12 protein-coding genes and 1 rRNA gene are annotated in these 12985 nt (G+C 30.6%); 11 read left to right on the top strand and 2 right to left on the bottom strand.

The window, feature by feature from the left end; all coding sequences use genetic code 11:
• The first annotated feature begins 261 nt into the window (after positions 1 to 261).
• Together CPAL_RS04645 and galE are read left to right on the top strand one after the other, a co-directional pair.
• A complete protein-coding gene (locus CPAL_RS04645) occupies positions 262 to 717 on the top strand; it encodes a VanZ family protein (protein WP_061858826.1) in 456 nt (151 codons plus the stop codon).
• 218 nt (positions 718 to 935) lie between these two features.
• Positions 936 to 1937 carry a UDP-glucose 4-epimerase GalE gene (gene galE / locus CPAL_RS04640; RefSeq protein WP_061858825.1) on the top strand — a complete coding sequence of 334 codons (1002 nt, stop codon included), beginning with the start codon at positions 936 to 938 and terminating at the stop codon, positions 1935 to 1937.
• 222 nt (positions 1938 to 2159) lie between these two features.
• Here the strand turns inward: galE and CPAL_RS04635 are convergent, their stop codons facing one another.
• Positions 2160 to 2651 (bottom strand): MogA/MoaB family molybdenum cofactor biosynthesis protein, encoded by a 492-nt coding sequence (locus CPAL_RS04635; protein ID WP_061858824.1) that lies wholly within the window; start codon positions 2649 to 2651, stop codon positions 2160 to 2162.
• A 164-nt stretch (positions 2652 to 2815) separates the two neighbouring features.
• Between CPAL_RS04635 and moaA the strand changes: the two genes are divergently transcribed.
• From moaA to CPAL_RS04610, 5 genes are all read left to right on the top strand, one after another.
• Entirely contained in the window at positions 2816 to 3778 is a 963-nt protein-coding gene (moaA, locus tag CPAL_RS04630; protein ID WP_061858823.1) for a GTP 3',8-cyclase MoaA, read from the top strand.
• 8 nt (positions 3779 to 3786) lie between these two features.
• Positions 3787 to 4272 carry a cyclic pyranopterin monophosphate synthase MoaC gene (gene moaC / locus CPAL_RS04625; RefSeq protein WP_106024175.1) on the top strand — a complete coding sequence of 162 codons (486 nt, stop codon included), beginning with the start codon at positions 3787 to 3789 and terminating at the stop codon, positions 4270 to 4272.
• On the top strand, positions 4273 to 4710 hold the full coding sequence (locus CPAL_RS04620) for an MOSC domain-containing protein (protein WP_061858821.1): 438 nt from the start codon (positions 4273 to 4275) through the stop codon (positions 4708 to 4710). It begins immediately after the preceding gene.
• Between the two features lie 80 nt (positions 4711 to 4790).
• Positions 4791 to 6689 carry an ABC-F family ATP-binding cassette domain-containing protein gene (locus CPAL_RS04615; protein WP_061858820.1) on the top strand — a complete coding sequence of 633 codons (1899 nt, stop codon included), beginning with the start codon at positions 4791 to 4793 and terminating at the stop codon, positions 6687 to 6689.
• 381 nt (positions 6690 to 7070) lie between these two features.
• Positions 7071 to 7706: a bifunctional 4-hydroxy-2-oxoglutarate aldolase/2-dehydro-3-deoxy-phosphogluconate aldolase gene (locus CPAL_RS04610; RefSeq protein ID WP_061858819.1), complete on the top strand. Its 636-nt coding sequence runs from the start codon at positions 7071 to 7073 to the stop codon at positions 7704 to 7706.
• 50 nt (positions 7707 to 7756) lie between these two features.
• Here the strand turns inward: CPAL_RS04610 and CPAL_RS04605 are convergent, their stop codons facing one another.
• Positions 7757 to 9340, bottom strand: coding sequence for an ABC-F family ATP-binding cassette domain-containing protein (locus CPAL_RS04605; RefSeq protein ID WP_061858818.1), 1584 nt, complete (start codon positions 9338 to 9340; stop codon positions 7757 to 7759).
• Positions 9341 to 9515: 175 nt separating this feature from the next.
• Between CPAL_RS04605 and CPAL_RS04600 the strand changes: the two genes are divergently transcribed.
• From CPAL_RS04600 to CPAL_RS04590, 4 genes are all read left to right on the top strand, one after another.
• Positions 9516 to 10034 (top strand): type 1 glutamine amidotransferase domain-containing protein, encoded by a 519-nt coding sequence (locus tag CPAL_RS04600; RefSeq protein ID WP_061858817.1) that lies wholly within the window; start codon positions 9516 to 9518, stop codon positions 10032 to 10034.
• A gap of 285 nt (positions 10035 to 10319) precedes the next feature.
• Positions 10320 to 10457, top strand: a complete 138-nt coding sequence (locus CPAL_RS13845; protein WP_165815377.1) for a hypothetical protein — start codon at positions 10320 to 10322, stop codon at positions 10455 to 10457.
• Positions 10458 to 10768: 311 nt separating this feature from the next.
• Complete coding sequence (locus tag CPAL_RS04595; protein WP_061858816.1) at positions 10769 to 12427, top strand: glutamine--tRNA ligase/YqeY domain fusion protein; 1659 nt, start codon at positions 10769 to 10771, stop codon at positions 12425 to 12427.
• A gap of 445 nt (positions 12428 to 12872) precedes the next feature.
• Positions 12873 to 12985: ribosomal RNA gene (locus tag CPAL_RS04590) — 16S ribosomal RNA — on the top strand; the annotation flags it as partial.

Below are 12985 nucleotides of genomic sequence, written 5' to 3'. Positions count from 1 at the left end.
AGAATTATTTTACAAAGAGTTTTTTACAAATAACTCACCACAAATCTTAAAAATTTCTTAAGAATTTTTAATGAATTATCTATATAATAGAATTTTAGAAGAATTGAGATCTATATAACTTTTAAAGCAACCCTAACAAAAGGGTATAATATAATGAAAAAGAACTTGTTGTTCTGATATAATAACATAAGTCTAAATACCTATGAATAGTAAAAAATCTAATATATTACGTTACTATCATTTATACAAAAGGAGGATAACATGAAACAAAGAAAAAATTATTTTAGATGGATATTAGTAATAGGTTGGATGGTAGTTATATTTTTATTTTCAAATGATCCAGCAGATATATCAAATGAAAAAAGTGATTTTATAATAAATTTAGTAAATATCTTAGGAATAGATTTAAATAGTACTTTAGGAGAGCTTGCTAACTTTATTGTAAGAAAAATTGCTCATTTTACGGAATATTTTATATTATATTTGCTTGTATTTAATGCTTTAAGAAATGATTTTTACTTAAGAAAGGCTCTTATTATTTCTTTAATAATAACTTTTATATATGCTTGTTCAGATGAAATACATCAGATATTTATTCCGGGTAGAGAGGGTATGTTTAGAGATGTTTTAATTGATACTTTAGGTGGAGTTTTTGCATTAGTCATAATAAGTTTATACAAAAAGTTCAGAGGGAAAGTTACTAAAAAATCATGTTAAATTTATTTTTGTTAATGTAAAGTATTATCTTGTAAGGTATAATATAAATGTAGTGTAGTATATAAAATGCTAGCACTGCTATTATATGATGAAATTTAGCGATTAGATAGTTATAAGAGAGTAGCAAGTTCCAATACTAAAAAAGTAGCTATATAGGTATAATAAAATACGTATAAGAAATTTCATCTAAAAAGTATATGGTAAAGGGGGAAATGTTTATGAAAGTTTTAGTAGTAGGAGGAGCTGGATATATTGGATCCCATGCTGTGAGAGGATTATTAAATGGTGGATATGAAGTGGTTGTTATCGATAATCTTCAGACGGGGCACTTAAATTCTTTACCGGAAAGAGTTAAATTCTATAAGCAGGATATAAGGAATAGGGAGAGGTTATTCAAAATATTTGAAATAGAGAACTTTGATGCAGTAATGCATTTTGCAGCCAATTCTATAGTAGGTGAATCTATGTCTAATCCTATAAAATATTATGACAATAATGTATACGGAACTCAGGTGCTTTTGGAAGCAATGAAGGCTTATGACGTAAAATACATAGTATTTTCATCTACTGCAGCCACTTATGGGGAACCAACCCAAATACCTATTACAGAAGACTGCATTACAAATCCAACCAATGCTTATGGTGAAACAAAGCTTGCTATGGAAAAGATGATGAAATGGTTTAATGTAGCTTATAATATAAATTATGTATCGTTGAGGTATTTTAACGTTGCAGGTGCTAACAATGAAGAAGGCATTGGTGAAGATCATAGACATGAAACCCATCTTATACCTTTAGTATTACAAGTACCTCTAGGTAAGAGGAGTTTTATAACTATTTTTGGAGATGACTATGATACTAAAGATGGTACATGTATTAGGGATTATATTCACGTAATAGATTTAATTGATGCCCATATATTAGCTTTAAAATATTTGGTAGATGGAGGAAAGAGCGATATATTTAATCTTGGAAGCAATGAAGGCTATTCTGTAAAGGAAATAATAGAGACTGCAAGAAAGGTGACAGGACACCCTATACCAGCAAAAATAGGAGAGAGAAGAAAAGGAGATCCAAGCATACTTATAGCTTCATCACAAAAAGCTAAAAGTATACTAGGATGGGAGCCTAAACATACAAATATAGAGGAAATAATACAAAGTGCTTGGAATTGGCATAAGGCTAATCCACAGGGATATAAGGATAGTACTAGTAACTAGCAGTATTAGTGTTTTAAAAAATAGACATGCTTGTTTCATAAAAATAAGTATGTTTATTTTTTATGCTATATTTTAATTGTAATAATATGTAAAAAATAAAGTGGAGGACTGGAGACGCTTATGCACCTCTAATCTTTCACATATATCTAATTATTTTCTTATATTATTTAGTAGAAATCTTTTTTAATTGGGACTGCTTTCATTTACATCTGTTCTAGAAAGCTATTTGCGTGCACATTCTGATGATATACCTTTTAAAATTTCCAATCCATGTTTTAATGCAGGAAATATACATTCAAGGTTTTCTCTAACTGCTTTTGGACTTCCAGGAAGATTGATAATTAAACTATTATTACGTATTCCAGATACTCCTCTGCTTAACATTGCTTTTGGTGTAATTTTAAGGCTATAGTATCGCATAGCTTCAGATATGCCAGGAGTTTCTCTATGAATTACATCTAAAGTGGCTTCAGGAGTCCAATCTCTTGGGGAAAAGCCTGTTCCACCTGTAGTAAGAATTAAATCCAATTTTAAAATATCACACATTTTTATGAGTTCTTTAGAAATCATTTCTCTTTCATCAGGAAGAATTTTATAATAAGCAACATCATAGCCGTTGTTTGTCATAACCTCTTCTATAACTTTACCACTTTTATCTTCACGTTGTCCTAAATAACCTTTATCACTAGCAGTTAATATACCAACTTTAAACAATGGTAACACCACCTTTAAAAAATTATCTGCTTAGTAATAAGATTAATATAAGAGAGAAAGAAAATCAACATATAAATTACTTATTTTACAAAAATAGGAAGGAATTAAATGCTTGAACGTAGAAGTATTATCCATTAATAAGGTTTTGGACTGGAGGGAATTTGGTGTTAGATGGAGAGGGAAGAGAGATAAATTATTTAAGAATATCAGTTACAGATTTATGTAATTTAAGATGTAAATACTGTATACCAGAGGAAGGCGTTGTAAAGAAGTGTCACTCTAGTATTTTAACATTAGAAGAGATTGAAAAAATAGTTGTAGAGTCAACCAAGGTAGGAATAAATAAAGTAAGGCTTACTGGGGGAGAACCTTTAGTTAGAAGAGGTATAGTGGAACTTGTAGATAAAATATCAAATATTGAAGGGATAAATGAGATTGCTCTAACAACTAATGGAATATTGCTGAAGAAGTATGCTGCTGATTTAAAGAAGGCAGGTTTAAAAAGGGTAAATATAAGTCTAGATACTCTTAATAAATATAAATATGAGTACATAACAAGGGGAGGTAATCTTCAAGATGTGCTTCGAGGAATAGAAGCAGCTAAGAAAGCAGGTCTGTTTCCATTAAAGCTAAATATAGTGCTTATTAAAGGTTTTAATGATGATGAAATTGAGAATTTTGTAAATCTTACTTTAAAAAACGAAATAGATATACGATTTATTGAGCTTATGCCAATTGGCGATAATAGTTGGTGGGCTCAAAAGCATTTCATTTCAAATAATATAGTTCTAAATAGAAATCCAAGTTTAATACCAATAGATAATAAAGATAAATCATCACCAGCTAAACATTACAAACTCCCTAATGCAAAAGGAAGAGTGGGATTAATTAATCCTATAAGTTCACATTTTTGCTCAAATTGTAATAGATTAAGACTTACAGCAGATGGAAAAGTTAAGCCATGTCTCCATTCTAATGAGGAGATAGATATAAAAACTGTATTAAGGCAAGGTGGAGATGTTTTGCCTATTATAAGAAAAGCGCTAGAAATCAAGCCGAAAGAGCATCATATAAATAAAGGTGATTATACTCCTGTAAATAGAGAAATGGTGCAGATAGGAGGATGAGGTATACTATGGAGTTTACGCATTTTAATGAGAACGGTAAAGCAAGAATGGTCGATGTAGGAGGAAAAAATGGCACTAAGCGTATTGCTATTGCAAGAGGCGTTGTAAGAATGAATAAAGAAACCTTAATTATGGTTAAGGAAGGACAGATGAAAAAAGGAGATGTACTAGCAGTTGCTCAAGTAGCTGGAATAATGGGGGCTAAGAGAACAAGTGATGTGATTCCTATGTGCCATAATATACTTATAAATGGAGTGGATTTGAAGTTTGAAATAGATGAAGAAAATTCGGCCATTAACATAGAAGCAGAAGCAAGAACCACCGGTAAGACAGGGGTAGAAATGGAGGCGTTAACAGCAATTTCCATAGCAGCTTTAACTATTTATGACATGTGTAAAGCCATTGATAAGAGAATGGTTATTGATAATATAAGACTTGTTAAAAAGACAGGAGGAAAATCAGGAGAATTTATAAGAAAAGGGGAGAAAATATAAATGCCAAAGATATTATCAGTAAATATTAGTAAGAAAAAGGGAATTCCAAAGGCAAGTATTCCAGAAGGAAATTTTATAGAAGAATTTGGGCTTGAAGGAGATGCTCATGCAGGGAAGTGGCATAGACAAGTTAGTTTACTTGGAATTGAAAGTATTAATAAGATGAAAGAAGTGGGAGTAAAAAATTTAGATGCAGGAAAGTTTGCTGAAAATCTAACTACTGAAGGAATAAATCTATGGGAGCTTCCTGTAGGAACTAAGCTTAAAATTGGAGAAACAATTCAAGAAGTTACTCAGATAGGTAAGGAATGTCATAGGGGGTGTGCTATTAAAAATCTAGTTGGAGATTGCGTTATGCCAAGAGAAGGAATATTTACAAGGGTATTAAAAGGTGGAAAGGTAAGAGTTGGAGATAGCATAGAAATAATTGAAAAGTAGCAGTTTAATTTTTTCTCTATATGTTATAAAATAAAATGTATATTTAAAAATGTATGTTGTGTATAGAGAAAGGGAGTACTATGAATCTTTTAAGTGCAGAAGGTATTTCAAAAAGTTATAGTGAGAGAAAACTATTTAATAATATAAATTTAGGAATTAATGAAGGAGATAAAATAGGGGTAATAGGGATAAATGGTACAGGAAAAAGTACATTGCTCAAAGTTATTGCAGGTGTGGAGGAAAGTGATAGTGGAAGGATAATCAAAGGCAACTCTGTAAGAATTGAGTATCTTGCTCAAAATCCATATTTTGATCCAGAGGCTTCAGTCTTAGAGCAAGTTTTTAAAGGTAATTCTCCAATTATGAAAGTCATAAGAGAGTATGAAGAAGCTGTTGAAAATCCAGAAACATCAAGTGGAAAATTGATGAAACTTATGCATAATATGGATGCGCTCAACGCTTGGAGTTTAGAAAATGAAGCAAAGTCAGTGCTTACACAGCTTGGTATTACAGAATTTAAAGCAAAGGTAGGAACCTTGTCTGGGGGACAGAGAAAGAGAATAGCCTTAGCCTCAGCTTTAATAAATCCTTCCGATTTATTGATTTTAGATGAGCCTACAAATCATCTTGATAATGATACTATTGATTGGCTAGAACAATATCTTAATAAAAGAAAAGGCGCTCTCCTTATGATTACTCATGATAGATATTTTCTAGATAGAGTGGTCAATGAAATCATAGAACTGGACAAAGGAAATCTTTATACCTATAAAGGAAACTACAGTACATTTTTAGAGAAAAAGCTAGAAAGAGAAAGCATAGAAGCTACTAATGAAAAAAAGAGACAAAGCCTTTTGAAAAAAGAATTAGCATGGATTAAAAGAGGAGCAAAAGCAAGAACTACAAAACAAAAGGCGAGAATAGAACGTTTTGAAAAGTTAAGTCAGCAGGAAGTAAATATATCTAATGAAAAAATTGATATATCAGTTGGCAGCAGTCGTCTTGGTAAGAAGGTAATTGAACTTCGTCATATAAACAAAGCATTCGGTGATAAGAAATTAATAGATGATTTTAGCTATATTGTTTTGAGAAATGATAGAGTAGGTATAATAGGGCCAAATGGCATGGGAAAATCTACACTTATAAATATATTAAGTGGAAGGATAGAGCCAGATAATGGAGAAATTGAAATTGGAGAGACAGTAAAAATAGGATTATATTCTCAAGAAGCTTCGAATATGAATGAAAGCTTAAGAGTTATAGAATATATAAAAGAGGCTGCGGAGTTTTTAACAACTGCTGATGGAGATAAGATAACAGCTTCACAAATGTTGGAGAGATTCTTATTCCCGCCATCTGCTCAATGGACTCCTATATCCAAGCTTTCAGGTGGAGAAAAAAGAAGATTATATTTATTAAGAGTCTTAATGGAAGCTCCCAATGTACTTCTTCTGGATGAGCCTACTAACGATTTAGATACAGAAACCCTTACAATTCTAGAGGATTATCTTGAAAATTTCCAGGGAGCAGTTATTACTGTATCTCATGATAGATATTTCTTAGATAGAATGGCAGAAAAGATATTTGCTTTTGAGGGAAATGGAAAAATAGTTCAGTATACAGGAAATTATTCTGAGTTCAAGGAAAGTGTAACTTCAAGTAATGTACAAAAAGAAGATAAAGACAATAATAAAAACTCAAAGAATGTAAATAAAAATAATTCTGAAAGAAAAAAAGAAAGGGCATTAAAGTTTTCGTATAAAGAACAAAAAGAATATGAAGAAATAGATTCTGTAATTGCTAGTTTGGAAGAAAAAATAGAAGAATTAGAAAATAAAATTAATGAGGCAAGTTCTGATTATGGTATGTTACAGGACTTGTTGAAGGAGAAAGAAGAAGTAGAAAAAGAGTTAGAAGAAAAAATGGAAAGATGGGTTTATTTAAACGAGTTGGCTGAAAAAATTGAGAATAGTAAATAAGCAAGTTTCATAATTAATTCTTGAAAAAAGGATAGACGTTATAACCTAGTAAAAACCATACTAGAAAAAGTAAAGTTTTGGCTAGGTTATAAATAATAATGCATAATTCAGAAAATTATGAAAAAATCAAAAAGTGTAGAAAAAGTTTGAAAAAAGATATATAATATCAATATAAAAATATTTTAAAATATAAATTGTATTTCGTGGTGTGAAAACAAGAGGATTTTTAAAATCCTATAAAAATACTTCATTAATTCCTATGAAGCTTTTTTTTTAAATATTATATTATGAAACTAGATTTCATAATACGATACAATGTTGTGAAAAATATAAACTTATTTTTATACTTTCTAAAAATTAAAAGCAGAAGAGGAGATTTATATGTATAAAGACGTACTAGAATCAATTGAAAAAAATAAAATAATAGCAATACTTAATGGATTTTCTTTTTCACAAAGTATGAAAACAATTGAGACTCTAATTAAAAGTGGAATAACTAATATAGAAATTACTTTGAATACTTTAAATGCTCTAGAACATATTAAAGAAGCAGTAAAGAAATTTGATAAGGTAGCTAACATAGGTGCTGGTAAGGTTAAAGGTGAAGAGGATGCAAGAAAAGCTATAGAAGCTGGAGCAAGATTTTTAGTAACATCTAATCTTTCAGTAAATGCAATAGAGTATGCTAATACAGAGGGAGTTTTAATTATTCCAGGAGTATTAACTCATACAGAAATAATAACTGCTCAGAACTTGGGATGCAGTATGATAAAATTGTTCCCTGTATCTGCAGTAAGTGAAAAATATGTAAAACAGATTAAAGGACCTTCTGATGATGTAAAGATTATGGCTGTAGGCGGTGTGAATATGGAGAATGTAGGTAAATATATTAATCTGGGAGTAAATGCAGTAGGGGTAGGTTCGGATTTGATAAGACGAGATTTAGTAGAAAAGGGTGACTATGATTCCTTACAAATACATTTTGAGGAATTTAAAAGTAAATTAAATATTGCTTAAATGAAAAGTTTTTGTAGCTAAAAAGAAGAACCCTAATTGGGTTCTTCTTTTTAGCCTATACTTTCAAGATATTCATCGTAAGTCATTCTTTTATCAACAATTCCAGATGGTGAAATACAAATAATTCTATTTGCTATAGTTTGTATAAATTGATGGTCGTGAGAAGTAAATAAAATATTGCTACTATAATCACGAAGCCCATTGTTTAAGGCTGTTATAGATTCAAGATCAAGGTGATTTGTAGGCTGGTCAAGAATTAGTACATTAGCGTTTGTTAGCATCATCTTTGCAAGCATACATCTTACCCTTTCTCCACCTGATAGAACTTTAGCTTGCTTTAGAGCTTCTTCACCAGAGAATAGCATTCTTCCAAGAAAACCTCTTAGGTAACTTTCTGACTTTTCTTCAGAGAATTGACGAAGCCAATCTACTAAGGTCAAATCTACATCATTAAAGAATTCGGAGTTATCTTTAGGAAAGTAAGCAGTAGAAATAGTAACTCCCCATTTATAGTTTCCAGCATCTGGTTCTATTTCCCCAGTTAGAATTTTAAATAATGTAGTTATGGAAAGCTCGTCTCCTATAAATGCAACCTTATCACCTTTGGAGAGCATAAAACTAACATTGTTTAGAACTTTTTCTCCATCTATGGTTTTAGATAATCCATCTACCATAAGAATATCATTTCCAACTTCTCTATTTGGCTTAAATCCAACATAAGGATATCTTCTACTAGATGGTTGAATATCCTCTAAGGTAATCTTTTCTAAAAGCTTTTTACGTGAAGTAGCTTGTTTTGATTTAGAAGCATTGGCACTAAATCTTGCAATAAAATTTTGTAATTCTTTGATTTTTTCTTCCTTTTTCTTATTTTGATCCTTAGCCATTTGAAGAGCCAATTGGCTTGATTCATACCAAAAGTCATAATTTCCAATATATAGTTTAATTTTACCAAAGTCAACATCAGCCATATGGGTACAAACCTTATTTAAGAAATGTCTATCGTGAGATACAACTATAACAGTACCTTCAAAATTAATTAAAAATTCTTCAAGCCAACTAATAGACTTTATATCAAGGTGGTTAGTAGGCTCGTCTAGTATTAATATTCCAGGTTTTCCGAATAGGGCCTGTGCAAGAAGTACTTTAACCTTCTCTGGTCCCGTTAATTCAGAAACTTTTTTATAGTGAAGTTCTGTTCCTATGCCTAATCCTTGAAGCAGTGAAGAAGCCTCAGCTTCAGCTTCCCAGCCGTCTAATTCTGCAAATTCACATTCCAGCTCTGAAGCTTTTATTCCATCTTCGTCTGTAAAGTCAGGCTTTGCGTAGAGTGCCTCTTTTTCCTTCATGATCTCATAGAGTCTTGCATTTCCCATTATAACCGTTTCTAAAACTTCATAATCATCATATTGATAGTGATCCTGTTTTAAAACAGACATTCTAATTCCATCTGGAATACTTACATCACCTGTGTTTGGTTCGATTTCTCCAGATAATATCTTTAAAAATGTACTTTTTCCAGCACCATTAGCTCCTATGACACCATAACAGTTGCCAGGAGTAAACTTTAAATTTACATCCTCAAAAAGTTTTCTTTCGCCGTATCTTAAGCTTACATTAGTTACTGTAATCACGTCATTACCATCCTTTTACTGTATTTTACAATCATCGCCATATTATATCATAAATTAATGAGTATTGCATCTGTAAAAAATAGTAAGAAATAGTTTTATATGATATAATTATATTTAAGAATAAAGGTTTAATATAGAGATCTGTAGGATATGTATAAACATAGGGGGAATGAAAATGTTAGATAACAAAAAGGTACTTAGTCTTATTCATGATGATTTTGAGGATTTAGAACTATGGTATCCTATTTTAAGACTAAGAGAAGAAGGAGTAAAAGTTGTTGTTGCAGGAGAAAAGGCTAAGGAGAAATATGTTGGAAAGTATGGAGTTCCTGCATATTCAGATTGTTCTTTTTTAGAGGTAAATGTGGAAGAGTATGATGGTATCTTAATTCCTGGAGGATGGGCACCAGATAAGCTAAGAAGGTTTCCAGAAGTATTAGAAATTGTAGCAAAAATGAATGAACAGAACAAGGTTATAGGACAAATATGTCATGCTGGATGGGTTTCTATTTCAGCTAAGATTTTAAATGGGAAAAATGTTACTAGCACCCCAGGAATTAAGGATGACATGGAAAATGCAGGAGCAACTTGGATAGATGAACCTGTAGTTGTAGATGGAAATATAGTTTCAAGTAGACGTCCTATGGACTTGCCGAATTATATGAAAAAATATATAGAGGTGCTGAGTAAATAAGATAAAAAAGTTAGGTATAGCATTAAGCATATACCTAACTTTTTACTAAGGTTAAAGGGGATTATTATACTTGAATTTATAAAGCGCATCAGTTTAATTGGGAATAATATATTGTAACAGATAAAGTTAAACAATAAGTTTATGCTTTTATTATAAAATAAAAACATAGATGATGTCAATAATAAATATGAATAAATAATTATTATCTATTAAATAATGAATAATATATAATAAAATAAAAACACTAAATACAACAAGTTCTTTTAATAAGGAAGGAGAAAAAATATGGAGGAAATAAAAAAAATATTGTCTAATATACAATCTGAATTAGTAGATATTAAAGCTAAATTAAAAGATATAGAACGTAAAGCTTCTAATGGAGACTATACTTATACTGAACATGGTGATAAAAATAAAATTTAAGAAAATAGGCTATGTTTTAAAAAATTAAAAACGTAAAAACATAGCCTTAATTATTATAAAAAAGTATTAATATTTTAAGATGTATGTATTAATACGAAAATACTTATAAGTAGATATGATTAACCAAATCTTTTTTGTGAAATTACGTGCCATAATTTAAGTTTTATTGTATAATTAGATATAATGTGCAATTTTACATATAAAATAAAGAAATATGTTTTAATTGTCTGTGATTTTATATAATTAAAATGTATACAATAAAAAGTACATAAAAAACTATTAAGATAGTCAAATGAAAGAAAGGTGAAAATATGGAAAACAATAATGCTTCATCTAACTTTATAAAAAATATTGTTATAGAGGATTTAAAATCTGGAAAAAGAAAAGAAGTGATTACTCGTTTCCCACCAGAACCAAATGGTTATCTTCATATTGGTCATGCAAAATCTATAACTTTAAATTTTGAATTAGCTGATGAATTTAATGGAAGAACAAACCTAAGATTTGATGATACAAACCCAATAAAGGAAGATACAGAATATGTAGAATCTATTAAAGAAGATGTTAGATGGCTAGGATTCGAGTGGGATGGGTTATATTTTGCTTCAGATTATTTTGAAGAAATGTATAAAAGAGCTGTTCTTCTCATAAAGAAAGGAAAAGCTTATGTATGTGACTTATCACCAGAAGAAATAAGAGAATATAGAGGTACTTTAACTGAGCCTGGAAAAGAAAGTCCTTATAGAAACAGAACAGTAGAAGAGAATTTAGATCTTTTTGAAAGAATGAAAAATGGTGAGTTTAAAGATGGAGAAAAGGTATTAAGAGCCAAAATAGATATGGCATCTCCCAATATAAACATGAGAGATCCTGTAATTTATAGAATAGCTCATGCAACTCATCACAATACAGGGGACAAATGGTGTATATATCCAATGTACGACTTTGCGCATCCTATTGAAGATGCAATCGAAGGAATTACCCATTCGATTTGTACACTAGAATTTGAAGACCATCGTCCTCTTTATGATTGGGTAATCAGAGAATGTGAGATGGAAAATCAACCTCAACAAATTGAGTTTGCAAGATTGAACTTGACTAATACAGTGATGAGTAAGAGAAAGTTAAAGCTACTTGTAGACGAGGGAATTGTTGATGCTTGGGATGACCCTCGTATGCCTACTATATCAGGATTAAGAAGAAGGGGATATACTCCAGAAGCTATCAGAAATTTTTGTAGAGCTATTGGTGTATCAAAGAGCAATAGCCTAGTAGATGTTGCTATGTTAGAGCACTTTATAAGAGAGGATTTAAAAATTAAGGCACCTAGAACTATGGGAGTATTAAGGCCAATAAAGGTAGTTATAACTAACTATCCAGAAGGTAAGGTTGAAATGTTAGAAGCTGAAAACAATCAAGATAATCTTGAACTGGGCAAACGTCAAATTCCATTTTCAAGAGAATTATATATCGATGCTGAAGATTTTATGGAAAATCCTCCAAAGAAATATTTCAGATTATTCCCAGGGAATGAGGTAAGACTAAAGCATGCTTACTTTATTAAATGTAATGAAGTTATAAAAGATGAAAATGGAAACATTAAAGAAATTCATTGTACCTATGATCCAGAAACAAAGAGCGGAACTGGTTTTACTGGAAGAAAGGTTAAAGGTACAATTCATTGGGTTAGCGCACAACACGCAGTTCCAGCAGAATTTAGATTATATAATTCTTTAATTTTAGATGACGAACAGGAAGAAGGAAAAACATTCTTAGATAATATAAATCCAAATTCCTTAGAAATAACTCAAGGATTTGTTGAACCATTCATGAAAAATGCAAAGCCTAATGACAAGTTTCAGCTAGTTAGACATGGATATTTCAATGTAGATCCTAAGTATACTACTAAAGATAAATTAGTATTTAATAGAACAGTATCTTTAAAGAGTTCATTTAAAATTCAACAATAATTTATCCAACATATAAAAATGTACACTCTTAACCATTAATGTTAAGGGTGTATATTTTTTATGAAATATACTAGTCCTGGTGTGTCTATTTGAGAAAAATGAATATATAAAGAGAAAAAATGAGATTTATTAATTTAAATTATTACAAAAGAAAATGAAATGTAAATTAAGGATTAAATTTATGCTAAAATAACCTTTGTCGTCACGAGAGACGGCGGAAAGTCAATGGAGTTTTGCTAACGCAAAACTAAATAAAACGCTCTTGATTCTTAAATTGTAATTTTTATTAAAAAGTTTAAAAGAGAGTGTTGACAATCAAAAATGAGTTTGTTATACTAAATAAGCTGTCAGATGACGACGAAAAATAAAAGATTTGGTCTTTGAAAATTAAACAGAATTAAGGTAAATAAAAGCCAGTCAATGACTTATGAGTAGATTAAACTTTTAATATGAGAGTTTGATCCTGGCTCAGGACGAACGCTGGCGGCGTGCCTAACACATGCAAGTCGAGCGAGAAGAGCTCCTTCGGGAGTAATTCTAGCGGCGGACGGGTGAGTA

This window comes from Clostridium thermopalmarium DSM 5974, from assembly GCF_002995795.1.
Classification (GTDB): Bacteria; Bacillota; Clostridia; order Clostridiales; family Clostridiaceae; genus Clostridium_H; species Clostridium_H thermopalmarium.
Note: the sequence above shows the minus strand (reverse complement) of the source record. Positions and strands in the feature narration are given on the sequence as shown.